This is a genomic window from Amycolatopsis mongoliensis (assembly GCF_030285665.1).
Lineage (GTDB): Bacteria > Actinomycetota > Actinomycetes > Mycobacteriales > Pseudonocardiaceae > Amycolatopsis > Amycolatopsis mongoliensis.
The window spans coordinates 7,035,304-7,056,913 of the sequence record NZ_CP127295.1; the positions used below are offsets into that span (position 1 = coordinate 7,035,304).

Annotated in this window: 23 protein-coding genes; 11 read left to right on the forward strand and 12 right to left on the reverse strand. The window is 72.5% G+C overall.

The window, feature by feature from the left end:
- Positions 1 to 2: 2 nt before the first annotated feature.
- Together QRX60_RS33825 and QRX60_RS33830 are read right to left on the reverse strand one after the other, a co-directional pair.
- A complete protein-coding gene (locus QRX60_RS33825) occupies positions 3 to 1,238 on the reverse strand; it encodes a sialidase family protein (RefSeq protein WP_285995494.1) in 1,236 nt (411 codons plus the stop codon).
- A gap of 81 nt (positions 1,239 to 1,319) precedes the next feature.
- A complete protein-coding gene (locus tag QRX60_RS33830) occupies positions 1,320 to 1,766 on the reverse strand; it encodes a hypothetical protein (RefSeq protein ID WP_285995495.1) in 447 nt (148 codons plus the stop codon).
- Between the two features lie 96 nt (positions 1,767 to 1,862).
- Between QRX60_RS33830 and QRX60_RS33835 the strand changes: the two genes are divergently transcribed.
- The 3 genes from QRX60_RS33835 (at position 1,863) to QRX60_RS33845 (ending at position 7,378) form a co-directional block, all read left to right on the forward strand.
- Positions 1,863 to 2,645 (forward strand): FkbM family methyltransferase, encoded by a 783-nt coding sequence (locus QRX60_RS33835; RefSeq protein ID WP_286003754.1) that lies wholly within the window; start codon positions 1,863 to 1,865, stop codon positions 2,643 to 2,645.
- Between the two features lie 41 nt (positions 2,646 to 2,686).
- On the forward strand, positions 2,687 to 3,559 hold the full coding sequence (locus QRX60_RS33840; RefSeq protein WP_285995496.1) for a TIGR03619 family F420-dependent LLM class oxidoreductase: 873 nt from the start codon (positions 2,687 to 2,689) through the stop codon (positions 3,557 to 3,559).
- 120 nt (positions 3,560 to 3,679) lie between these two features.
- Positions 3,680 to 7,378 (forward strand): CARDB domain-containing protein, encoded by a 3,699-nt coding sequence (locus QRX60_RS33845; protein WP_285995497.1) that lies wholly within the window; start codon positions 3,680 to 3,682, stop codon positions 7,376 to 7,378.
- 18 nt (positions 7,379 to 7,396) lie between these two features.
- On the opposite strand, the gene QRX60_RS33850 is transcribed toward QRX60_RS33845, so the two are convergent.
- Positions 7,397 to 7,636, reverse strand: coding sequence for a hypothetical protein (locus QRX60_RS33850; RefSeq protein ID WP_285995498.1), 240 nt, complete (start codon positions 7,634 to 7,636; stop codon positions 7,397 to 7,399).
- 221 nt (positions 7,637 to 7,857) lie between these two features.
- Here QRX60_RS33850 and QRX60_RS33855 point away from each other — a divergent pair, with 221 nt between their 5' ends.
- Positions 7,858 to 8,238 (forward strand): ATP-binding protein, encoded by a 381-nt coding sequence (locus QRX60_RS33855; protein ID WP_285995499.1) that lies wholly within the window; start codon positions 7,858 to 7,860, stop codon positions 8,236 to 8,238.
- Between the two features lie 12 nt (positions 8,239 to 8,250).
- Here QRX60_RS33855 and QRX60_RS33860 read toward each other — a convergent pair whose 3' ends face one another.
- From QRX60_RS33860 to QRX60_RS33875, 4 genes are all read right to left on the reverse strand, one after another.
- Complete coding sequence (locus tag QRX60_RS33860) at positions 8,251 to 9,435, reverse strand: PP2C family protein-serine/threonine phosphatase (RefSeq protein ID WP_285995500.1); 1,185 nt, start codon at positions 9,433 to 9,435, stop codon at positions 8,251 to 8,253.
- Entirely contained in the window at positions 9,435 to 9,602 is a 168-nt protein-coding gene (locus QRX60_RS33865; protein WP_285995501.1) for a hypothetical protein, read from the reverse strand. The genes QRX60_RS33860 and QRX60_RS33865 overlap by 1 nt, the downstream gene beginning before the upstream one ends.
- A complete protein-coding gene (locus QRX60_RS33870) occupies positions 9,599 to 10,024 on the reverse strand; it encodes an ATP-binding protein (RefSeq protein WP_285995502.1) in 426 nt (141 codons plus the stop codon). The genes QRX60_RS33865 and QRX60_RS33870 overlap by 4 nt, the downstream gene beginning before the upstream one ends.
- A 191-nt stretch (positions 10,025 to 10,215) precedes the next feature.
- Positions 10,216 to 10,638, reverse strand: coding sequence for a MarR family transcriptional regulator (locus tag QRX60_RS33875; RefSeq protein ID WP_286003755.1), 423 nt, complete (start codon positions 10,636 to 10,638; stop codon positions 10,216 to 10,218).
- A gap of 189 nt (positions 10,639 to 10,827) precedes the next feature.
- On the opposite strand from QRX60_RS33875, the gene QRX60_RS33880 reads away from it, so the two are divergent.
- Positions 10,828 to 12,036: a PP2C family protein-serine/threonine phosphatase gene (locus QRX60_RS33880; RefSeq protein WP_285995503.1), complete on the forward strand. Its 1,209-nt coding sequence runs from the start codon at positions 10,828 to 10,830 to the stop codon at positions 12,034 to 12,036.
- A 5-nt stretch (positions 12,037 to 12,041) separates the two neighbouring features.
- Here QRX60_RS33880 and QRX60_RS33885 read toward each other — a convergent pair whose 3' ends face one another.
- Both QRX60_RS33885 and QRX60_RS33890 read right to left on the reverse strand, forming a co-directional pair.
- Positions 12,042 to 12,920: a S1 family peptidase gene (locus QRX60_RS33885; RefSeq protein WP_285995504.1), complete on the reverse strand. Its 879-nt coding sequence runs from the start codon at positions 12,918 to 12,920 to the stop codon at positions 12,042 to 12,044.
- Positions 12,921 to 12,962: 42 nt separating this feature from the next.
- Entirely contained in the window at positions 12,963 to 13,601 is a 639-nt protein-coding gene (locus QRX60_RS33890; protein ID WP_285995505.1) for a TetR/AcrR family transcriptional regulator, read from the reverse strand.
- A gap of 107 nt (positions 13,602 to 13,708) precedes the next feature.
- On the opposite strand from QRX60_RS33890, the gene QRX60_RS33895 reads away from it, so the two are divergent.
- Positions 13,709 to 14,218, forward strand: coding sequence for a DUF4863 family protein (locus QRX60_RS33895; RefSeq protein WP_285995506.1), 510 nt, complete (start codon positions 13,709 to 13,711; stop codon positions 14,216 to 14,218).
- Positions 14,215 to 14,910 (forward strand): nitroreductase, encoded by a 696-nt coding sequence (locus QRX60_RS33900; RefSeq protein WP_285995507.1) that lies wholly within the window; start codon positions 14,215 to 14,217, stop codon positions 14,908 to 14,910. The genes QRX60_RS33895 and QRX60_RS33900 overlap by 4 nt, the downstream gene beginning before the upstream one ends.
- A gap of 1 nt (position 14,911) precedes the next feature.
- Here the strand turns inward: QRX60_RS33900 and QRX60_RS33905 are convergent, their stop codons facing one another.
- The gene (locus QRX60_RS33905) at positions 14,912 to 15,787 is read right to left on the reverse strand and encodes a CU044_5270 family protein (RefSeq protein ID WP_285995508.1); all 876 of its coding nucleotides are present in this window, start codon (positions 15,785 to 15,787) and stop codon (positions 14,912 to 14,914) included.
- A complete protein-coding gene (locus QRX60_RS33910) occupies positions 15,780 to 16,370 on the reverse strand; it encodes an RNA polymerase sigma factor (RefSeq protein WP_285995509.1) in 591 nt (196 codons plus the stop codon). The genes QRX60_RS33905 and QRX60_RS33910 overlap by 8 nt, the downstream gene beginning before the upstream one ends.
- 118 nt (positions 16,371 to 16,488) lie before the next feature.
- Here QRX60_RS33910 and QRX60_RS33915 point away from each other — a divergent pair, with 118 nt between their 5' ends.
- The 3 genes from QRX60_RS33915 (at position 16,489) to QRX60_RS33925 (ending at position 20,036) form a co-directional block, all read left to right on the forward strand.
- Positions 16,489 to 17,502 (forward strand): amidohydrolase family protein, encoded by a 1,014-nt coding sequence (locus QRX60_RS33915; RefSeq protein ID WP_285995510.1) that lies wholly within the window; start codon positions 16,489 to 16,491, stop codon positions 17,500 to 17,502.
- Between the two features lie 250 nt (positions 17,503 to 17,752).
- Positions 17,753 to 19,042: an NtaA/DmoA family FMN-dependent monooxygenase gene (locus tag QRX60_RS33920; protein ID WP_285995511.1), complete on the forward strand. Its 1,290-nt coding sequence runs from the start codon at positions 17,753 to 17,755 to the stop codon at positions 19,040 to 19,042.
- Between the two features lie 76 nt (positions 19,043 to 19,118).
- Positions 19,119 to 20,036: an ABC transporter substrate-binding protein gene (locus QRX60_RS33925; RefSeq protein WP_285995512.1), complete on the forward strand. Its 918-nt coding sequence runs from the start codon at positions 19,119 to 19,121 to the stop codon at positions 20,034 to 20,036.
- Positions 20,037 to 20,047: 11 nt separating this feature from the next.
- Here the strand turns inward: QRX60_RS33925 and QRX60_RS33930 are convergent, their stop codons facing one another.
- The gene (locus QRX60_RS33930; protein ID WP_285995513.1) at positions 20,048 to 20,860 is read right to left on the reverse strand and encodes an SDR family NAD(P)-dependent oxidoreductase; all 813 of its coding nucleotides are present in this window, start codon (positions 20,858 to 20,860) and stop codon (positions 20,048 to 20,050) included.
- 120 nt (positions 20,861 to 20,980) lie between these two features.
- Here QRX60_RS33930 and QRX60_RS33935 point away from each other — a divergent pair, with 120 nt between their 5' ends.
- Positions 20,981 to 21,577, forward strand: coding sequence for a TetR/AcrR family transcriptional regulator (locus QRX60_RS33935; protein ID WP_285995514.1), 597 nt, complete (start codon positions 20,981 to 20,983; stop codon positions 21,575 to 21,577).
- Positions 21,578 to 21,610 lie beyond the last annotated feature (33 nt).

A 21,610-nucleotide genomic window follows, 5' to 3' on the forward strand; every position in this document is an offset into this window, starting at 1 on the left:
GATCACCTCCTCGCGGGGACGTTCCCGAGCTGTCCCGGAGTCAAACCCACCCGCTCGAACACGATCTTCTCGTACGGACCGGCCGTGCCCGTCTCGTACAGGATCCCGACCGTGGCCGGGTCGGCCTGCACCAGGTCGGAGTAGGCCGCCGGCCCGGTGGTCAGCGTGCGGCCCGGACGCCACGTGTGCCCGCGGTCGGTGCTCAGCCGCAGCTGCATCACCGTGCGCGTGGCGGGGTCGGCCGGACCCGAGTACAGCAGCAGCCACGGGACCGTCGTCTGCAACACGCTGCCCTCGACCTTCGGCCCGGACAGGGACGGTTGCACCTGGTACGGCCGGACCAGCGTCTTCCCGCCGTCGACGCTGTAGCCGTCGACCCGGTGCTCGGCGGCCGACCCCTGGTTGCGGCTGGAGAAGTAGAGGGTGCCGTCGGGCAGCTCCGTCGCCGTCGTTTCGTTCGCGGCGACGACGCCGTCGGTGCGGTCGTCGGTGAAGCCGATGTGCCAGGTGCGGCCGTCGTCGTCGCTGTAGAGGTCGTGGCCGCCGTAGTACTTCGCCTCGGTGCCGACGTCGGGGGAGCCGGCCGGCGGGGAGCTGGAGTGGTTGGCGGGCACCACGATCCGGCCCGCGTGCGGGCCGTGCCGCAGCAGCGTGGCGTGCCCGGGACCGGTGGCGTACCAGCGCCAGCCCGGCGCCTTCGCGTCGGCGGTGATGTCGCGCGCGGGCGACCAGGTGCGGCCGTTGTCGCGGCTGCGCAGCACGAAGACGCGCCGGGTGTCCTGATCGGACGCCTGCCCTGACATGATCTGCTTCTCCGAAACCAGTCCGTTGTGGACGGTCAGCAGCACGAGCTCGCCGTCGCGCGCGAGCACCGGCGTCGGGTTGCCGGCGGTGGCGTCGCCGTTGCTGTCCACGACGGACAGCGGCCCCCAGGTGCAGCCGCCGTCGCGGGACGTGCGCGACACCGTCTGGATGGCCCCGGAGTCCCCGGCCGAGTCGCGCCGTCCTTCGGCGAACGCGACGAGCGCGCCGTCGGCGGCCCGGACCACCGCGGGGATGCGGAAGGTGTCGTAGCCCTCGGTGCCGGAGGTGAAGGGCACGGACGACGCGCATCCGTGCGCGGGGCCGGCCGTGGCCGCGGGGGTGCCGGACAGTGCGGTCGCGGCCGCCGCCAGAAGGATCGTGCTGAACCTGCGAATCGGGGACACCGGTTCGACCTCCTCGTCGAGGTAGGACATGGGATGTCTGACGTCCTATGTCCCGACAACCTAAGGAGGCCGTGCTCGATCCGTCAAGGACTACGTTGAGCGCCTGACCGGCTACCGCCGGTCGGCCGGGCACGGCCCGAAGTACCGGCACTCGACCAGCGCGTGGACGTCGTGCGCCCGCGCCCGCGGCTCCAGCTCGTCGAGCATCGCCGTGAGCGTGCCGAGGTCGACCCGGCCGCCGGTGGTGAGCGGGAACTGCAGCTCGGCGGTGTCGTGCTTCGCGCACCCGCTGCCGCGCAGGTTGCCCGCCGGGACGACCGCGAACACGACTTCGCCCTCGTCGCCGAAGGTGAAGTAGCACTGCAGGACGACCGGGGTCGTGTCGGAGACCGTGTTGGTCCGCTCGCCGCCGAAACTGGCCGGGTACGACCAGCCCGCCGTGGCGTCGTCGAGGAACCTGACGTCGGCGGGGCCGGTGTCCCCGTCGAGCCGCCAGTCGCGCGCCAGCACGTGGTCATGCACCTCGAGCTGGCGGGTGATGAGCAGCGTCGCGGTCATGCTCCCAGTGTGGCCCACTCCGTCGGCCACGATCGGGTGACCTACCAATGGGGCTGGATCACGGGCGCCGGGCCTGATAAGCCTCTGCGCGTGACCATGGACCTGCACAGCGTCAACCCGTGGGAAGTGTCGTTCCTCCGCGAGGAGGTCGGCGGCTACTTCGCCCACGGCGTCGAGCTCGCGCCCGGCGCGACCGTCCTCGACGTCGGTGCCAACGTCGGTGTCTTCTCCGCGGCGGTCTACGAACGACTCGGCGGCGACGTGCGGATCTACGCCTTCGAGCCGCTGCCGCCGCTCTACGAGAAGCTGGAAAGCAACGGCCGGGACTTCTTCGCGGGGCAGCTGAAAGCGCTGCCTTTCGGGCTCGCCGCCGGGGAGGACGAGCTCGACTTCAGCTACTTCCCGGGCGCGACGATCTTTTCGTCGTCGTGGCGGGACGAGGGCAACGTCGAGGCGGAGCGGAAGCGGGTCACGGCCAGCATCGTCGAGATGATCCGCCGGGGCGGCATGGGCCCGGCCGCCCGCCGCGTGCCGGCGCCGATCCTGCGCGGCCTGGTCGGCCGCCAGCTGAAGGTGATGCGCGACCTCGAGACGCACCGCGTCCGGGTCCGGCCGCTGTCGCCGGTGCTCGACGAGGAGGGGATCGACCGCGTCGACCTGCTCAAGGTCGACGTCGAGGGCGCCGAGTTCGAGGTGCTGCGGGGGATCGAAGACCGCCATTGGCCGCTGGTCCGGCAGGCGGTCGTCGAAGTCGAACGGTGGACGGAGAACCGCGACCGCGTCCGCGAAGTCTTCGCCACTCGCGGTTTCACGGTCGAGGCCGTGCAGGACCCGGTCCAGCGGGCGGCCGACATCGGGATGGTGTTCGCGCTCCGCTGACCTTGCCTTGACGTGGACGTCACTGTTTAGCGTCGACCCGCGTGAAGTTCGGAATCAGCTACAGCACACCCCACTTCGGCGTCGACCCCGCGAACCTCTCGCGCTTCGCGAGGGACGCCGAAGACCTCGGCTTCGAGTCGTTCTACGTCCCGGAGCACGTCGCCCTCCACCCCGGCGCGAAGATCGGGCCGATCGAGCTGGACCCGTCGCTGCCCTACGGTGATCCGCTCGAGTGCCTGACCTTCGTCGCGGCCGGCACGCGGCGCATCCTGCTCGGCACCGGCGTCCTGCTGCTGCCCTACCACCACCCGGTCGTGCTCGCCAAGCGGCTGGCGACGGCCGACCTGCTGTCCGGCGGGCGCCTGCGGCTGCTCACCGTCGGCGTCGGGGCGCTGCCCGGCGAAGCCGCGGCCGCCGGGGTCGACTTCGCCACCCGCGGCCGCCGGGCCGACGAGGCGATCGACGTCCTGCGGCTGCTCTGGGCCGGCGGTGCGGACGGCGTCAGCCACGCGGGGGAGTTCTTCACCCTCGACACCGTGTGCAGCTTCCCGAAGCCGGTCGGCGGCGACCTGCCGATCCACGTCGGCGGTTCGAGCGCGGCCGCCGCGCGCCGGGCCGGGCGGTGCGGGGACGGCTACTTCCCCGGGGGCCTGCTCGACCCGGACGAGCGCCGCCGTCAGTTCGAGCTCGCCCGGGCCGCCGCGAGCGAAGCCGGCCGGGACGCGGATGCCTTGCAGCACACCCGATGGGGCTCGATCGCGATGTCCGAAGAGGACGCCGAGCACCTCGCGGGCCAGGGCGTGACCCGCGTCGTCGTCAGCCCCACGACCGCCGACCCGGTCGCCCAGCGAGAGGAGATGGCGGCCTTCGCCGAGCGGTTCGCCCTGGTTCGTCCGGTTGGACCAGTCGGGTGACGGCGAAAGAGTCGTAATTTTTCTGGTCGATGTCAAGTTCTTGCGTGACGGCGCTCACTTGTTGCATGCTCGGGTGGCTCTGGCTCCCCGTCCCCGCCGTCTCGAAGAAGAGAAGACGCCATGACTCGTACGCGCCTGTCCCGGCTCGCGGCCGGTTTCCTCGCCGTGGGGCTGTCCGTCGCCGGGCTCTCCCTCGCCTCCGCGGCGAGCGGCCCACCCGGGCCCGCGGCGGCGGCCGGCCCGCAGCCGGCCGCGGCCCTGGCGGACGTGCCCCTGACCCGGACGGTGTCGGCGAGCAGCGCGCTGTCCGGCTATCCCGTCGCCAACGCCGTCGACGGGAACCAGGCCACCTACTGGGAGTCCGCGAACAACGCCTTCCCGCAGTGGATCCAGGCCGACCTCGGCTCCGCGAAGTCCCTCTCGCGGATCGTGCTGAAGCTGCCCACCGGCTGGGAGGCCCGCACCCAGACCCTCGCCGTGCGCGGCAGCACCGACGGCACGACGTTCACCGACCTCGCCGCGGCGAGCGGGTACGCCTTCGCGCCGAGCACCAACACCGTCACCATCCCGGTGACGGCCTCGACCCGGTACGTCCGGCTGGACATCACCGCCAACACCCAGTGGCCGGCCGCGCAGCTCTCGGAGTTCGAGCTCTACGGACCCGACACCGGGGACACGCAGGCGCCGACCGCACCGGCGAACCTCACGCTGACCGAGCCCGCCTCCGGCCAGATCCGGCTGACGTGGTCGGCCTCGACCGACGACGTCGGCGTCACCGGTTACACCGTCTACCGCGACGGCACGCCCGTCACCACGGTCACCGGCACGACGTTCACCGAGACCCGGCCCGCCGGCACCCGGGTCGAGTACTTCGTGCGGGCCACGGACGCCGCCGGGCACGAGTCCGCCGACAGCAACCACGTCGTGCGCCAAGGCACCCAGGCCGGCCGGAACCTCGCCGCGGGCAAGCCGATCGAGGCGTCCTCGAGTGTCTTCTCCTTCGTCGCCGCCAACGCGAACGACAACAACACCGGCACCTACTGGGAAGCTTCGGGCCAGTCGAGCACGCTGACCGTCAAGCTCGGCGCGAACGCCGACCTCGACCAGGTCGTCGTCAAGCTCAACCCCGACGCGGTGTGGGGCGCGCGGACGCAGAACTTCGAGGTCCTCGGCCGCGACCAGGGCGCCACCGCGTTCACCTCCTTCAAGGCCGCCGCCGACTACCGCTTCGACCCGGCCGCGAACCAGAACACCGTGACCGTCCCGATCAGCGGCCGCGCCGCGGACGTCCGGCTGCGGTTCTCCGCCAACTCCGGCGCGCCCGGCGCGCAGGTCGCGGAGTTCCAGGTGCTCGGCACCCCGGCGCCGAACCCGGACCTCGTCGTCACCGGTACGACGTGGACCCCGGCCGACCCGACGGAAACCAGCCAGCTCACGGTTTCGGCGACCGTGCGCAACGCGGGGACCGCGGCCTCGGCCGCCACCACCGTCACCGTGAGCCTGGGCGGCACCGTCGTCGGCACCGCGGCCGTCGGAGCCCTCGCCGCGGGTGCGTCCACGACGGTGTCGGTGAACGCGGGCACGCGGCCCCCAGGCACCTACAGCGTGTCGGCCACGGCCGACCCGGCGAACACGGTCGTCGAGCAGGACGACACCAACAACACGTTCACCTCGCCGGCCCCGCTCGTGATCGCGCAGGCGCCGGGCCCGGACCTCGAGGTCACCGGCATCACCTCGAACCCGCCGAACCCGGCGGCCGGCGCGGCGGTGTCGTTCACCGTCGCGGTGCACAACCGCGGCACGAGCAGCGCGGGCACCTCGGTGACCCGGCTGACCGCCGGCGCCACCACGCTGACCGGGGCCACGGGCGCGATCGCCGCCGGTGCCACGGCGAACGTCGCGATCTCCGGCACGTGGACCGCCACCACCGGCGGCGCGACCCTCACCGCTACGGCCGACTCGACGAATACGGTCGCCGAGACCAACGAGTCCAACAACGACCTCTCGCGGGCGATCGTGGTCGGCCGCGGCGCCGCCGTGCCGTACACCGAGTACGAAGCGGAGTCCGCGCAGTACCAGGGACAGCTGCTGCAGGCCGACCCGCTGCGCACGTTCGGCCACACGAACTTCGCGACCGAGTCCTCGGGCCGCCAGTCCGTCCGGCTGGCGAACCAGGGCCAGTACGTGGAGTTCACGTCGACGAACCAGTCGAACTCGATCGTGGTGCGCAACTCCGTTCCCGACGCCGCGGGCGGCGGCGGGCAGGACTACACGCTCAGCCTGTACGTCAACGGGACCTTCGCGCAGAAGCTGACGCTGTCGTCGAAGCACAGCTGGCTCTACGGCAGCACCGACGACCCCGAAGGCCTGACGAACACGCCGCAGGGCGACGCGCGGCGGCTGTTCGACGAGTCGCACGCGCTGCTGGCGCAGTCCTACCCGCCGGGCACGAAGTTCAAGCTGCAGCGGGACAACGGCGACACCGCGGCGTACTACGTCATCGACCTGGTCGACTTGGAGCAGGTGGCGCCCGCGCTGCCGAAGCCGCCCGAGTGCACGTCGATCACCCAGTACGGCGCGGTGCCGGACGACGGCGTCGACGACGCGCCGGCGATCCAGCGCGCGGTCACCGACGACCAGAACGGCGTCATCGCCTGCGTCTGGATCCCGGAAGGACAGTGGCGGCAGGAAGCGAAGATCCTCACCGACGACCCGACCGTGCCCAACGGCGGCGGCCAGTACAACCAGGTCGGCATCTCCAACGTGACGATCCGCGGGGCCGGCATGTGGCGTTCGCAGCTGTACTCGCTGATCCAGCCGCAGGACGCGGGCACCATCAACCACCCGCACGAAGGCAACTTCGGCTTCGACATCGACAAGAACGTCCAGCTCTCGGACCTCGCGATCTTCGGCTCCGGCCGGATCCGCGGCGGTGACGGGAACGCCGAGGGCGGCGTCGGGCTCAACGGCCGGTTCGGCACCGGCACCAAGATCACAGGAGTCTGGATCGAGCACGCCAACGTCGGCGTGTGGGTCGGCCGCGACTACAGCAACAAGCCCGAGCTGTGGGGCCCGGGCGACGGCCTGGAGTTCAGCGGGATGCGGATCCGCGACACCTACGCCGACGGCATCAACTTCACCAACGGCACGCGCAACTCGCGGGTCTTCAACTCGTCCTTCCGCACCACCGGGGACGACTCGCTCGCGGTGTGGGCCAGCCAGTACGTGAAGGACCCGTCCGCCGACATCGGTCACGACAACGTGTTCACCAACAACACGATCCAGCTTCCCTGGCGCGCCAACGGGATCGCGGTCTACGGCGGCTACGGGAACCGGATCGAGAACAACCTCGTCTCCGACACGATGAACTACCCGGGCATCATGCTGGCGACCGACCACGACCCGCTGCCCTTCTCCGGGCAGACGACGATCGCGAACAACGCCCTCTACCGCTGCGGCGGCGTGTTCTGGGGCGAGCAGCAGAAGTTCGGCGCGATCACGTTCTTCGCGCAGGGCAAGGACATCCCGGGGGTGACGCTGCGGGACACCGAGATCCACGACTCGACCTACGACGGCATCCAGTTCAAGACCGGGGGAGGGGTGGTGACCGCGGCGATCACGAACGTCAAGATCGACCGGTCGGACAACGGCGCGGGCGTCCTCGCGATGAGCGGCGCCCGCGGCCGCGCGACGCTCACGAACGTGGCGATCTCCGGCTCGGCGAAGGGAGACGTCGTCATCGAACCCGGGTCGCAGTTCGTGATCGACGGCGCCCCGATCCCGGCGGTGGCCGCGCCGGGACGGCGTGGCGGGAGGTAGCGAAGGGAGCGGTCCGGGTCACGCGCCGGTGGGGGACCGGGTCCACTGCAGGGCCGCGTGCCAGGCGGCGATCAGCGCCTCGTCGTCGGCGTAGCTCGGGCAGGTCCCCACCGGGATCCACGCGTGCTCGACGGGGTGGCCGTCCTCGATGCGCAGGACGGTCACCCCGGCGTATTCCACCACCTCGCGGCCGTGCCCGGCGGGGACCGAGACCGCGCGGGTGCCCAGCCGCAGCCGCACCTGCCGTTCGCCCGTCATCGACCCGTGCTCCCCCCCGTCAGACTCGACGGTGGTGTCGCGCACCGGCCGAGATCTGTAACAGCCCGGCGCCCCCGTCTGCGGCGAACGGCAGGAATCGCCCGGTCAATGGCAGCAGGCCGACGAGCGAGTGCGTCCGTTCGTGCTAGTCGACGTGTGAGAACACCTCGGCCCGGTCATCCCGTACGCGGGGGAACCGTTCTGGGGGAGGTACCGAAGGCATGACCGGGGATAGCTTCGAGTTCGAGGCGGAGCCGGCGCAGATCAGGCTGGTGCGGTCGTGGGCGCGGGCGCGGCTGAGTGCCGGAGACGTCCCGGACGAGGTGGCCGAGGACGTCGTGCTGATCACGGGGGAACTCGCGACCAACGCCGTCCGGCACGCCGCCGGCCCCCTGCGCGCCGTGCTGATCTGCGGCGATGCCGCGGTGTGGGTCGGGGTGGAGGACGCCGGCGGGTCCGCGTGGTTCGACCCGGTCGTGCCCGAGGCCGCTCCGGCCGGGACGGGGCTCACCCTGGTCGCCGCCTGTTCCGACCGGCGCGGGCACTTCCACCGCGGCGACGGCGGCAAGACCGTGTGGGCCGAGATCCCGCTCGTGTCCTGAGCCCGTCGCCGGTCAGGTCCGGCGGACGACGATGACGACCGTGTCGTCGGCGTAGGTGACGACGTCGTGCATCCGGGTCACCAGTTCGCGGGGCAGCACCGCGGCCGGCCGGGCGCGGTGCTCGCCGGCCAGCGCCAGCAGCCGGGCCTGACCTTCGTCGACGTCCTTGCGGCTCTCGACGAGACCGTCGGTGTACAGCAGCAGGGTGTCGCCCGGCGCCAGGTCCAGTTCGACGAGCCGGGGGCTGCCGGGTGCGGGGAAGCCTATCCCGCGGCCGACGACGGCGGCGGGCAGCAGCCGCGCACCGCCCTCGGCGGTGACCAGCACGGGTTCGGGGTGGCTTCCGTTCGCGAGCCGCGTGCGGCCGGTCGCCGGGTCGACGCGGGCGAGCAGCACCGTGGCCATCAGCCCGGCCTCGATCGTGGCGAGGGCGCGGGCGGCGCGGGCGATCAGGTCCGGGAACGGGTGCCCCTCCAGGGCGAGGGTCCGGATCGCGTGGGTGACGGTGAGGGCGTCCCGGGTCGAGGTGACGCCGTGGCCGACCGCGTCGACGAGCGTCACGTGGAGCTCGCCGCCGGGCAGGACGAACCAGTCGTAGAGGTCGCCGCCGGTCGGGGAGTCCTGGTCGGTCGGGGAGTAGTGGACGGCCAGCTCCAGGCCCGGCACGACCGGCGCGGGCGGCCGGAGGGCGTCCTCCAGCTCGCGGAAGATGGCCGCGTGGGCGTGGCGGAGCCGCTCGTCGCGCTGTTCGAGGCCGACGTACATCGCGAGCACGCCCCTGTTGGTCTCCGCGAGCTCGTGCTTGAGCTCCCGCTGCTCGTGGGCGAGGGTGTCGGCACGGGCGATCAGCGCGAGCATCTCCTGCCGCGTGGCCCTTTCGTCGTCGGGATCGGCGGGGCCGGCCGGGGCCCGGCCGCCGGTGAGGTGCCAGGTGAGCACACCGTCGTCGCCCGCTTCCGGCAGCAGCGGCAGCGCGTTCCGCCGGGATTGGGCCACGGCCCGGGCGAACCGGACGGTGACGGTGAGGCGGTGGTCGGCGGCCGTCGTGGTCACGTCGACGGCTTCCCCCGCGGCGAGGGCGGGTTCGGCGAGCAGCGTCACGGCGAGCACCAGCCGCGCGCGGTCGTCGGCAGGCACGCCGGCTTCGCCGCAGGCGGCGCGCAGCCGCCGCCGGATCCGGGTCAGGTACGGGTGCATCAGCCGGGGCGGCCCGGGTGGAGGGCGAGCAGGGCCGCGTCGTCGCGCGGGTTCCGGTGCCGGTGGGTGACCTCCGCGGCGAACAGCACCTCGATCCCGCGTGCGGTGAGGGAGCGCTGGACGAGCAGCGAGCCGCCGCGGGTCGGCGCGGCGACGGTCGCGGTCACGGTTTCCAGCGCACGACGGTCACCGTGGTGCCGTGGCCGGGCGCGGTGTCGAGGTGGAAGTCGTCGACCAGGCGGCGGGTGCCGCCGAGGCCGTGGCCGAGCCCGGCCCCGGTGCTGAACCCGTCGGCCAGCGCCTGCTCGGCGTCGGTGATGCCGGGGCCTTCGTCGCGCACCCGGAGCTGCAGCCCGACGCGGCCGGTGGCGTCGTGCACCAGGCCGACGGTCATCGTGCCGCCGCCCCCGTGGATGTAGGCGTTGCGGACGAGCTCGCTGGCCGCGGTGACGATCTTCGTCTGGTCGATGATCGAGAAGCCCGCGGCGACCGCGCCGGCCCGCACGGCGTGGCGGGCGGCCAGCAGGTCCTCCTCCACCCGCACCGGGTGGACGTCGTGGGCTTCGCCGGTTCGCTCGTCAGGGCGCATGGGGCGCCTCTTCGGCGGGCGGGGACCCGCCCCTCCGCGCGCCGGGCAGGACGTCGCCGAGCCGGCGGATCGGCGTCCCGTCGTCCGTGCCCAGCACCGACTCCACCTCCGGTGTTCGGGGCGCGCGCTGCAGTACGCCGAGTTATTGTTGTCATATAACAACAGTTCGGTGCACTATACAAGCCGGTGGTTCACCGGAGCCCGGTGGCGTCGCCGTCCGCGTCGGCGAGCGCCCGGTACTCCTGCAGCCCGGCGGTCAGCGCGGCCCGGCCGGCCGGGCTCATCTTCCCCAGCAGCGCCTGGATGCTCTCCCGGCGCCGCGCGCGCAGGTCGCGCAGGTAGGCGCGGCCGCGGTCGGACAGCCGCAGCGTCAGCTCCCGCCGGCTGCGCGCGCTGGGCAGCCGTTCGAGGAACCCCACCGCCTCCAGCCGGTCGCAGAGCCGGCTCACCAGCGGCGGCGTCGAGTCCAGCCGTTCGGCCAGCTCCCGCAGGTTGACCCCGTCGTGGCGGTCCAGCGCGACCACCGCGCGCAGCTGCGACACCGACAGCGGCTGCGGCGAGACGTCCCGGACGCGTTCGAGCACCGCCTCGAAGAGGTCGGCGAGGCCCGACACGGCGGCCGACCCGTCCGGGGCGGCCTGCTCGCGGGATGGTTCCACGGCCCCCACTGTGGCATCCCTATGCTGAAGCGGCAGCACGGCTCACGCGATTCGCCGTGGACCGGGCCGCCGGGACGGCGCAGACTTCCGTCTGGCCGGCCGGCGCCGGCGTGCGCACGGTCATCGGTGAGCAGGAGGCGGGCGTTGGACAGATCACTGGCGGTGGAGCGGCTTCTGCGTGACGTCCCACCCCACGAGCTGCCGGCTGCGCTGCGCTCGGCGCTGGGCGAGCACTTCGGCGCCCTGGCGGTCGAACTGCTGCTGGCCGACTACGCCCTGACGGAGCTGTGCCAGGTCGGCCGGGAGCCCTACACCACCGAGCCGATCCCGGTGGAGGGCACGACGCCGGGCGAGGCCTTCCTCAGCCAGGCGGCCGCGTTCTCCCACGACGGCGAGCGCGTCACCGGATATCTGCCGATCAGCGTCCGCGGCGACCGGCTCGGCGTCCTCGCCGTCACCCTGCCGCGCGAGCCCGAGCCGCCGGTCTGGGCCGAGCTCGAGCGGTTCGCCGAGGCGGTGGCGCACGAGCTGTTCGTCGCCGACCGCGACACCGACCTCTATATCCAGGCCCGCCGGTCGTCCCGGCTGACGCTGGCCGCCGAAATGCAGTGGCAGCTGCTGCCGGGCCGCGCGTGCACCCGCGCCGAATTCGCCCTGGGTGGCCAGCTCGAACCCGCGTACGCCATCTACGGCGACTGCTTCGACTGGTCGGCGTCCGCGCGGAAGCTCGCGGTCACGCTGATCAACGGCATGGGGGAGGGCAGCGAAGCCGCGCTGCTGACCAACCTCGCGGTCAACGCCCTGCGCAACGCCCGCCGCGCCGGGATCGCGCTGGACGCGCAGGCCGAGCTCGCCGACCAGGCGGTGTACGCGCACTACCGCGGCGCCGAGCACGTGGCCGCGCTGCTGCTGGAGTTCGACCTGGCGACCGGCGCGGTGTCGGTCGTCGACGCCGGCTCACCACGGCTGTGGCGGCAGCGGGACGCGAAGGTGGAGCGGGTCTTCTTCGACGAGCAGCTCCCGCTGGGCACGTTCGACGGCACGGTCTACGAGTCCGAAGGCTTCCAGGCGATCGAAGGCGACCGCTACGTCTTCGTCAGCGACGGCGTGTACAACGCCCTCGGCCCGCACGGCGAGCACTACGGCGACCGCGAGCTGGCCGAAGCGGTCGCGGCGACGGCCGACCTCCCGGCGGCGCACGTCCCGGGCGCGGTGCTGCGGGAGCTGACGAGGCGCCGGCGCGGCGGCCAGGCCGAGGACGACGCGATGGTCGTGTGCCTCGACTGGTTCGGGCCGACGCCCCAGGCCGGCCCGGACGCGCCTCCGTCGGTGACGGTGCGCCGGGCGGACTGACCCGGTCAGCCCGTCTGCTCGCGGATCCAGTCCGCCACCACGTCGACCCTCGCGATCGTCTCCGCGCCCGGCTGAGGGCACGGCGGCCCGGTGTTCACGATGGCGATCAGGCGCGCGGTGCGGTCGTTGTCGTCCGAGACGAAGAACGGACCGCCCGAGTCCTCCGGGCAGGGGCCGTTGTCCACCGTGCGCGTGCCGATCGGCAGGGCTTCCAAGGTCGACTGGGCGATGCCCGAAACCCGGAACCGCCCGCGTTTGAGGTGGTCGGACGGGCCGAGCACGGTCGCCGAGTGCGAGCCCCAGCCCGCGAACTGCAGCTCCTCGCCGACCGCCGGGCGCGTCGAGGCCAGTTCCACCGGCGTGATGCCGTCTACCGGCGTGCTGAGCTTCGCGACCGCGAGGTCGTTGACCGGCGACTGCCGGACGTCGACGACCACCGCCGTGTGCCCGCCGGGGTCGCTGTCCTTGAGCCGCCCGACCGTCACGGTCATCGTGTACGGCGGCCGGCCGCCGATCCGGGCGTCCTTGATGTCGTGGAAGCAGTGCCCGGCCGTGACGACCCACTGCGGCGCCACCAGCGAGCCGCTGCACGCACCGTCGCGCACGCCGCCGCCCTGGACCGGGATGTCGTCCGACGTCAGTTTCGCGTTGAACGGCAGGATCGGGCTCGGCGCAGGCTTCGTCGAATCCGGCGGTGCGGGCGCCGGGTCGCGGCCCAGCGCTGTGGTGTCGGGCAGGCTGTGCCCGCCGAGCGCCGCGGCCAGCGCGGGCCCGGCCGGTGCGCCGATGGCGGCGTTGGCGAACGCGATACCGGCCCCCACCAGCACCGCGACGGCCACGGCCCGCGCGCGGAAGCGGCGCCGTCGATCCGAAGTCGTCCTCACACTCTTAATGCACGGATGAGAGCCCGGTTTGGTTGTGCGTGATCATCGACTCGGACGGCGTTCGCGAGGCGCCTTGGCCGTCGCGATCGCCGGCCACAGCACCGAAACGACCGCTTCGGGGATTTCGTCCCGGCTTTCGCCCCGGTAGAAGGCGGCGAAGTAGCTGCCGAAGCACATCGTCGCGATGGTGTGCCGGTCGATGCCGTCCCGCACCGCACCGCTTTCCTGCAGCCGGGCCAGCACGTTCTCGACCAGCGTGACCCGCGGTTCGACGGCGTGCTCGCGCAGGATCCCGAGCAGCTCCGGCGTGCGGATAGCCTCGCCGGCGAAGTTGCCCATGAGGACCATGGCGTCCGGGTTGAAGTAGGCGGGGTCCAGCCGGCGGACGGCTTCGACGAGCGCCTCCCTCGGCGCCATGCTGCTCAGGTCGACGGCGTAGCTGTCCCGCTGTTTGCGGAAGCCGTAGTCCAGCGCGTCGACGACCAGCTCGAACTTCGTGCTCCACCGCCGGTAGAGCGTCGGGCGGCTGACCTTCGCGTCGGAGGCGATGTCGCCGATGGTCATGAGCGAGTAGCCGTCGCGGACGAGGCGGTCCCGGGTGGCCAGGATGATCGCCTCGTCGAGCGCGGCGTCGCGGGGACGGCCGCCGGGACGCGGCCCGGGCTCCTCGGGCGTGGGCATGGGACGAGCCTAGCGGATACGTTACGGCCAATCGCTGTTAAGTTACAATACTTGACTGTAACGAAACATCGGCCTACCTTCGGACCACCGACCGGAAGGAGCCCACGATGACCACCGCCCAGCAGCTGATCGACCGGAGCATCCCGTTCCTCGACGCCGTCAAGAACCGGACCGCGGGCGGGGAGCTGGAGTCCTGGCTCAACGAGCACCACGGCCCCGGCAGCCCGCTCTACGACGACCTCGCGCGCATGATCACCGACGGCGTCCGCGCCGGCTGGGCGGCGAACATCGAGGTGGACGGCCCGAAGTACCGGCGCAGCCGGATCGCCGACCCCCGGGACGTCCTGAACTACTTCAGCGTCACCGCCGTCTACATGGACAGCGTCGAGCCCTACCGCGGCCAGTACCACCAGCACCCGTACGGCGAGCTCAACCTCGTGGTGCCGCTCGACCCGGACGCGAAGCTGAGGGGCCCGAACGGCTGGAGCGGCCCGGGCTGGACCGCGCCGGGCCCGGGCAGCCACCACTACCCGGAGGTCAAGGGCGGCGCGCTGATCGCCCTGTTCTACCTGCCGGCGGGCCGGATCTCCTACGACATCACCCCACCGGCCGAGTGAGCGCCACCGTCGAGGACGCGCTGCTCACCCGCCGCAGCTGCCGCGCGTTCCGGCCGGACCCCGTGCCCCGCGCGGAGCTCGAGCGGCTGCTGGACCTGGCGTCCCGCGCGGCCAGCAACTCCAACTGCCAGCCGTGGCGGGTGCACGTGCTGACCGGCGCGGCCAAGCGGGCACTGAGCGCGGACTTGCTGCGCGCGCACGACGAAGGCCGCCGGGCCGCGAGCGAGTTCGGCTACCAGCCCGCCGCCGACGAGTGGCCCGAGCCGTTCCGCTCCCGCCGTCGCCGCTTCGGCGAAGGGCTCTACCGGGACGCGCTCGGCATCGAGCCCGGCGACACCGCCGGCCGCCTCGCCCACCACCGGCGCAACTACGACTTCTTCGGCGCGCCGGTCGGCATGGTCCTCACCGTCAGCAGGCTGCCCCTGCGGGGCGCGCTCGTCGACGCCGGCCTGTTCCTGCAGGGGCTCATGCTCGCCGCGCGCGGAGCCGGGCTGCACACGTGCGCGCAGGCATCGCTGATCGACTACCACCCGGTCCTGCGCCGGCACCTGGGCGTGCCGGCCGACCACGTGGTCGTCTGCGGGATCGCGCTCGGGTACGCCGACGAAAGTCACCCGCTCGCCGGTCACCGCACGACCCGCGAGCCGGTCCCGGCGTTCGCGACCTTCCACGACCGCCGGGACCCGGGCTGAGTCAGGGGCGTTGCCCCGCCTCGTCGACGAAGGTCTTCACGGTCACGGCGGTGTCCTCGGTACCGAGGAACTGGTGGGTCTCGGCATCGAAGACCATGACGACCCCCCGGAATTCGGGCGGGTCGGCGGGGTTCCTCCACGTGATGCCGACCCCCGGGCGGCCCGCGGCGTCGGTGACGTGGTCCAGTGCCCTCAGCCCGGGCGCCTTCGCCGCCGCCTGGTAGAGAGCGGCGTAGGAGGCGGGGGTGAGAGCCCGCTCGTCGGCGAGGGTCAGCACGTTCTTGCCCATCGAGTTGATGCTCTCCTTGCCGCCGGGGAGGGTGCGCAGGTAGGCCAGCATCGCGTCGGCGGTCGTCGGCAGGTCCGCGCGGTAGGCGGGGGTGGGCCGGCAGTCCTCCAGGGTGCCCTTCTTCTTCCGGTCGTACGGGCCGGAATACGGGGCCTTGCCGTCGTGGCAGGCGGGCAGCTTGGTGTCCTTGCCCAGGAGGCCGTCGCGGGTGCCGTCGACCGACAGCCAGATCTCGCGGGTGGAGTGGTCGACGTGCTCCGTCTTCACGTAGAGGAACTGGTCCGGGCGCGGCGGCGTGGCCGGTTCCCGCAGCGCCGCGCTCGCCGCCTCGGTCAGCACCTTGACCGGGTCGGCGTGCGCGACGCCGGCGCCGATGCCCACCCGGTCGGCCGGGGCGAGTGCGACGACCGCGGTGATCGCCGCGGCCAGGCCGACCGTGACGCCGGCGGCCCAGAACCAGCGGCGGGACCGGTGCGGTCGTTCGCCGCGGGCCGCGGCCAGCAGCCGCTCCCGCGCGGGGGTGAGCTGCTCCGCCGGCGCGAAGCCGACAGCCTGCGCGCGCTCGCGGATCAGGTCGAGGTCATCCATGGCTGGCGGTCTCCTTCACGAGGTCGAGGGCGCCGAGTTCGGCGCGGACGCGGCCGCGGGCCCGGTTGAGCCGCGACTTGACGGTGCCGACGGGGATGGCGAGGGCTTCGGCCACCTCCTGGTAGCCGAGCCCTTCCGCGGCGACGAGCAGCAGGACGTCCCGCTCCCGCGGGCGCAGCTTGGCCAGCGCCCGGTCGAGGTCGGCGCCGAGGGCCTGGGCGGTGACCTGCTCGGCGACGCGGTCGGCGTGCCCGTCGTCGACCGCGGGCGGCCCAACCGCTTGGCGGAGCTTCAGTTCGCGCGCCTCGGCCCGCCACTGCCGCGAGACGAGGTTCGTGGCGATGCCGTAGAGCCACGGCCGCGCGTCCGGCCGGGCGAGGTCGAACTTCGCCCGCTTGCTGAAGGCGATGAGGAACGTGTCCGCGAGGACGTCGTCCGCCGCGGTCGGGCCGAGCCGCCGGACGAGGTAGCGGTGGATGTGCCGGGAGTGGCGGTCGAAGATGACCGCGAACAGGCTCGGTTCCGCCCGCGAGCGCCCGATCACGCTCGCGTCGTCGTCGGCTTCGGTGTCTTCCGGGGTCATCGCCCGCCTTTCGCTCCGCGCAGTGTCATCCGCTCTTCTCGCGAGGCGGCGGGCAGGTTCCCGGATCACGCGGGTGAAGTGACGCAGGTCACCTTCGAGCGGCGGTACGGTGGTGATCATGCTGCCGAAGATCGCGCTGGAAGAGGCCTACGAGCACCCCGAGCGCGTCGCCCGGCTGCTGGCCGACGAGGAAGCGCTCGCCGACGCGTCCGACCGCGGCGGGGTCACGCCGGAGTTCTACCGGCCGGTGATGGAGAAGCTGCGGGAGTTCGACGACGTCCGGCTCGGCAGCATGGACCGCGCGGGGATCGCGCACACGATCCTGTCGCTCACCGCGCCCGGCATCCAGAGCATCGTCGACCCGGCGGCGGCGACCGCGGAAGCGCGCCGGCAGAACGACTTCCTCGCCGAGCAGGTCGCCCGGCACCCGGACCGGTACTCCGGCTTCGCCGCGGTGGCGTTGCAGGAGCCCGAGAACGCGGCGGCCGAACTGCGCCGCGCGGTCACCGAACTCGGCTTCAAGGGCGTGCTCGTCAACGGCTACACGAACGTCGGCGACCCCGAGCACGGCAGCTACCTCGACGAGCCGCGCTACCGCGGGTTCTGGGAGACGCTCGCCGAGCTGGACGTGCCGCTGTACCTGCACCCGCGGCCGTCGCTGCCGGGCGGGCAGGCCCTCTACGCCGGGCACCCGGAGATGAAGGGCGCGACCTGGGGCTTCGGTACCGAAACGGCGTCGCACGCCGTGCGGCTGCTGCTGAGCGGGCACTTCGACCGGTTCCCGACGGCGAAGCTGATCCTCGGGCACCTGGGGGAGGCGCTGCCCGCGCTGCTGTGGCGCACGCAGAACATGTTCCAGGCCAACCCGTTCGACCAGCGGCCGCGCCGGACGCTGCCCGAGTACGTCGCGGACAACATCTGGATCACCACCAGCGGCACCTTCTCCGACCACGCGCTGATCAACGCCGTGCTGAGCGTCGGCGCCGACCACATCATGTTCTCCGTGGACTACCCGTACTCCGAGAACGCCGGGGCCGCCGAGTGGATCGAGCGCGCGCCGATCAGCGAACTGGACCGCCGCAAGATCGCGCACGGCAACGCCGCCGCGCTGTTCGGGATCGAGCTCGGCTGACCCGGCCACCGCCGCACCGGAAGACGTGCAACTGCGCTCACCGTGTGGAACGCGGGCGCGCCCGGGAATAGCTTCGCGAAGATCCGGTTGACCACAGACGGACGAGCGCGAGCCCGGACAGCACGGAGCCACCCATGAGATCCCAGATTCCGGACATCCTGTGGACCGACCAGGACCCGGACGGCGGCCGCCCCGCCGGGCACGGGCGCACCGCCGCCGACGCGGCGGGCATCATCGAAGGAGCCGCGCTGTGACCGCAGATTCCCTGCACTTCAACGCCTTCATCTGGCCGAACGGCTACCACGAGTCCGCGTGGCGGGTCGTCGACGACGACGTCCGCGGGGTGCTCGGGCTGCCGTACTACGCCGGCATCGCGCGGACCGCCGAGCGCGGCCTGATGGACTCGATCTTCCTCGCCGACAACATCGCCATCGCCGAGTACCGGGTCACCCACCTGCCGCAGACCCAGTTCGACCCGATCTCGGTGCTGTCGGCCCTGGCCGCGGTCACCGAGAAGATCGGCCTGATCGGCACGGGCTCGACGACCTACAACAAGCCGTGGGAGCTGGCCCGCCGGTTCGCCACGCTGGACCACCTCAGCGGCGGCCGGGCCGGCTGGAACATCGTCACCACCATCACCCCGCTGGCCGCGGCGAACTTCGGCGAGAAGGCCCACCCGGACCACGCCGACCGGTACGAGCGCGCGCACGAGTTCGTCGACGTCGTCACCCGGGCGTGGGACAGCTGGGACGACGACGCGATCGTCGGCGACCGCGAGAACGGCGTCTGGGCCGACCGCGCCAAGCTGCACGCCCCGCGCTTCCACGGCCGGTTCTACGACGTCGAAGGTGTGCTGCCGTTCCCGCGGTCGCCGCAGGGGCGCCCGGTGCTCGTCCAGGCGGGACAGTCGGCCGCCGGGATCGGGCTCGCCGCCCGGTACGCGGAGCTGGTGTTCTCCGGCCCGCCGTCGCTGGCAGCCGCGGTGAAGTTCCGCGCCGAGCTGGACGCCCAAGTGGTCGCGGCGGGGCGGGACCCGAAGGGCGTGCGCGTGCTGCCCGCGCTGATGGTGACCCTCGGCGGTACCGAGGCCGAGGCGAAGGCCCGGGCGGAGCGGCTGGAAGAGCTGGCCAGCCCGGAGTTCCGCTGGCAGAACGCGTTGTACACCGCCGGCCTCGACCCGGACGCGTTCGACCCGGACGCCCCGCTGCCCGCCGAGCTGCGGGCGGAGGGCGGATCGAGCCGTCTTCAGCAGCTGGCCGCGGCGGCGCGGGAGCGTCCCGAGGCCCCGCTGCGCGAGATCGCAGCGGCGATCACCGGGGGAGCGGGGCAGGTCCACTTCGTCGGCACGCCGGAGCAGTTCGCCGACCACGTGCTCACCTGGCAGGACGCCGGCGCCGTCGACGGGTTCACCATCATGGGCTCGACGCTGCCCTACGAGCTGGCCGCGTTCGTCGACCACGTCGTGCCGATCCTGCAGCGCAAGGGCCGGTACCGGACCGAGTACACCGGCTCGACGCTGCGTGAACACCTCGCCCCGTGAGTCCCAGTATGTGGTTTCTGTCGGTGGGGCTGGTTAGGGTCCTGCTCGTCCGATCTTGACGACAGGAGTGTGGGACGTGGGCTGGACCCGGAACATCCGAGTGGCCGCGCTGGTGGCGGTGGCCGCTCTGGGCCTGACAGCGTGCGGCGGCGGGGACGACAAGCCCGCCGCGGCGGGCAAGGGCGGGGCGCCGATCGTCGTCGCGTCCTTCAACTTCACCGACAGCCAGATCCTCGCCGAGATCTACGCGCAGGCGCTGGAAGCCAAGGGCTACCCGGTGACGCGGAAGCTGAACCTGGGCTCGCGGGAGCTGATCTACCCGTCGCTGAAGTCCGGTGAGCTGCAGTTCATCCCGGAGTACCAGGGCTCGGCGATCGCCGCCGGGTTCGGCGCGGACCCGGTGAAGGACGCCAAGGGCGAACACGAGCAGCTGGCCAAGCTGCTCGAGCCCAGCGGCGTCTCGCTGCTGGACTACGCGGCGGCGGAAGACAAGAACACCTACATCGTGAAGGCCGACCTGGCGAAGTCGAAGGGCCTCGCGACCATCGGCGACCTGAAGAAGCTCGACAAGGTCGTCCTGGCCGGTGGCCCGGAGTGCGAGAAGCGGCTGACCTGCTTCAAGGGCTTCACGGACGTCTACAAGCTGACGAACGCGACGTTCCAGACCGTCCAGGAGCTCGGCCCGCGGGTGCAGCAGCTCGACTCCGGGGCCGTCACGGTGATCCCGGTCGACTCGGTGAGCCCGCTGGCCGGCGACTCGAAGTACGTCGCACTGAAGGACGACCTGGCCATGGTGCCGACCGAGAACGTGGTCCCGGCGGTGACCAAGAAGGTCCTCGACGAGCGCGGAGCGGACTTCGCGGCCGCGGTCAACGCGGTGAGCGCGAAGCTCACCACGGAGGGGATGCGCGACCTGAACAAGCGCGTCGACTCCGACGGCGAGAAGGCCGCGGACGTGGCGAAGGACTGGCTGTCGCAGCAGGGCCTCGGCTGAGCCGGGCGGCCTCAGCCGGGTGCCTGACGGCTGAGGTCTTCCCATCGCGCGTACTGCTCGGCGCGCGTCCGCGCGAGCTCCTGAACGATGTCGGAGGACGCGCTGCCGACGACGAGCCGCCGCGGCGGCTCGTCCAGGGCGGCGACCCGCAGCACGACCGGTGCCGCCGTCTCGGGGGCGGGACCGGCGTCGTCACCCCACATCTCCGCCAGCTCCTCGCGCAGCTCGCGGTAGGCGGGGTCGGGAGCGGTCGCCGTCGTGCCGCTGGTGAAGAGGCCGGTGGCGTAGCCGCCCATCTGCAGGTTCGTCACGTGCACGCCGAAGCGCTCCACCTCCATCGCCAGTGCGTCGCTCACCGCGTCGAGCGCCGCCTTGCCGGCGCCGTAGAACCCGACCGACGCCATCCCGCCGCCGCTGCCCATCGACGTCACCTGCAGCAGCCGGCCGCCGCCCTTCAGGTGCGGCAGCACGGCTTGGGCGACCCAGAGCGCGCCGAAGAAGTTGACGTCGAAGTGCGCGCGGACCTGCTCTTCGGTGGCCTCTTCGACCATTCCGTAGAGCATCACCCCGGCGTTGTTGACGACGACGTCCAGGCCGCCGAAGACGGCGGCCGCGCGCTTCACCGTCTCGACCACGGCGCTCCGGTCGGTCACGTCCAGCGGGAGGCGGACGAGCTGCCCGGAGTAGGCGCCGGCGAGGGTGCCTTCGGTGCGGGACGCGGCGACCACGCGGTGCCCGGCCTTCAGCGCGGCTTCGGTGATGGCCCGGCCCAGGCCGCGTGAAGCCCCGGTGACGAACCAGACCTGACCATCGGTAGCCGTCATGGCCCAACCTCCTTGAAGTCCACGAGACGACTCGTCTCGTCTCGCCGCGACGAGTCTGCTTGCCGAGTGGCCGCGTGTCAAGACGGAACGGTTCGTCTCGCCGCGCGCTAGGCTGTCGCCATGGTCACCAAGAAGCCCGACGCCACCCGGCGCAGCGAACGGTCCCGCCGGGCGATCCTCGCGGCGACCCGCGAGCTGATCGTGGAGCTGGGCTACGCCAAGGTGTCGATCGACGCCATCGCCGCCCGCGCCGGCGTCGGCAAGCAGACGATCTACCGGTGGTGGCCGGCCAAGGGCGCGGTCGTGTTCGACTCGGTCCTCGAGCTGAGCGCCGACCCCTCGGGGGCGGTCGCCGCGCTGCCCGACACCGGCGACCTGGAAGCCGACCTGCGCCAGGTGCTGCGCGCGACGGTCGCCGAGTTCGCCGACCCGGCGTTCGAGGCCCCGATCCGCGCGCTCAACACGGAGATCGCGAACGACCCGGACCTGGCCGCGCTCTACCGCGAACGGCTGGCCGCCCCCGTGGACGAAGCGAAGAAGGACCGGTTGCGCAGCGCCCAGCGGGCCGGTCAGCTCGATCCCGGCGCCGACCTGGATCTGCTGCTGGAAGTGCTCTACGCGCCGCTGTACCAGCGGTGGCTGCTGCGCACCGGCCCGCTGACCGAAAGCTACGCGGACGCGCTGGTCGCGACGGTGCTGAAAGCGTTCGGCCCCTAGCCGAAGCCCGGCCGACGGCGGGCGGGCCTTCCG

Coding starts and splice junctions, on each gene's coding strand:
- QRX60_RS33890 (WP_285995505.1), bottom strand. CDS start 13,601: ATGCCCACGCCCGAGGAGCCCGGGCCGCGTCCCGGCGGCCGTCCCCGC.
- QRX60_RS33860 (WP_285995500.1), bottom strand. CDS start 9,435: ATGCACCCGTACCTGACCCGGATCCGGCGGCGGCTGCGCGCCGCCTGC.
- QRX60_RS33850 (WP_285995498.1), bottom strand. CDS start 7,636: ATGACGGGCGAACGGCAGGTGCGGCTGCGGCTGGGCACCCGCGCGGTC.
- QRX60_RS33870 (WP_285995502.1), bottom strand. CDS start 10,024: ATGCGCCCTGACGAGCGAACCGGCGAAGCCCACGACGTCCACCCGGTG.
- QRX60_RS33905 (WP_285995508.1), bottom strand. CDS start 15,787: ATGGATGACCTCGACCTGATCCGCGAGCGCGCGCAGGCTGTCGGCTTC.
- QRX60_RS33930 (WP_285995513.1), bottom strand. CDS start 20,860: ATGACGGCTACCGATGGTCAGGTCTGGTTCGTCACCGGGGCTTCACGC.
- QRX60_RS33910 (WP_285995509.1), bottom strand. CDS start 16,370: ATGACCCCGGAAGACACCGAAGCCGACGACGACGCGAGCGTGATCGGG.
- QRX60_RS33845 (WP_285995497.1), top strand. CDS start 3,680: ATGACTCGTACGCGCCTGTCCCGGCTCGCGGCCGGTTTCCTCGCCGTG.
- QRX60_RS33855 (WP_285995499.1), top strand. CDS start 7,858: ATGACCGGGGATAGCTTCGAGTTCGAGGCGGAGCCGGCGCAGATCAGG.
- QRX60_RS33825 (WP_285995494.1), bottom strand. CDS start 1,238: ATGTCCTACCTCGACGAGGAGGTCGAACCGGTGTCCCCGATTCGCAGG.
- QRX60_RS33935 (WP_285995514.1), top strand. CDS start 20,981: ATGGTCACCAAGAAGCCCGACGCCACCCGGCGCAGCGAACGGTCCCGC.
- QRX60_RS33835 (WP_286003754.1), top strand. CDS start 1,863: ATGGACCTGCACAGCGTCAACCCGTGGGAAGTGTCGTTCCTCCGCGAG.
- QRX60_RS33895 (WP_285995506.1), top strand. CDS start 13,709: ATGACCACCGCCCAGCAGCTGATCGACCGGAGCATCCCGTTCCTCGAC.
- QRX60_RS33830 (WP_285995495.1), bottom strand. CDS start 1,766: ATGACCGCGACGCTGCTCATCACCCGCCAGCTCGAGGTGCATGACCAC.
- QRX60_RS33915 (WP_285995510.1), top strand. CDS start 16,489: ATGCTGCCGAAGATCGCGCTGGAAGAGGCCTACGAGCACCCCGAGCGC.